The sequence below is a fragment of the Cereibacter changlensis JA139 genome (assembly GCF_003034985.1).
Classification (GTDB): Bacteria; Pseudomonadota; Alphaproteobacteria; order Rhodobacterales; family Rhodobacteraceae; genus Cereibacter; species Cereibacter changlensis.
This window is the reverse complement of record NZ_PZKG01000476.1, coordinates 1-234: the sequence shown is the minus strand read 5'-3', so window position 1 is coordinate 234 and position 234 is coordinate 1. Positions and strand designations below refer to the sequence as shown.

The following is a 234-nucleotide window of genomic DNA, read 5'->3' as shown; positions in this document are numbered from 1 at the left end:
ACCGGCGGCGGCGACGCCTGGATCGTCGGCGGGACCGGCAGCGACGAGATCGCCTCGGGCGAGGGCCGCGGATACATCCTGGCCGATACCGGCCTCATGACCTTCGACGGCGAAGGCCGGGTGACGGAGATCACCGCCACCGACGACGGAAGCTACGGCGACGACACCGTGACCAGCGGCGACGGCGAGGACTGGATCGTCGGCGGCGCCGGGGCGGACGTGATCACCGACGGC

At 72.6% G+C, this 234-nt stretch carries 1 pseudogene; it reads left to right on the top strand.

Annotated features, from left to right (window positions below):
- Positions 1-234 (top strand): annotated as a pseudogene (locus C5F48_RS25645) (calcium-binding protein); the annotation flags it as partial.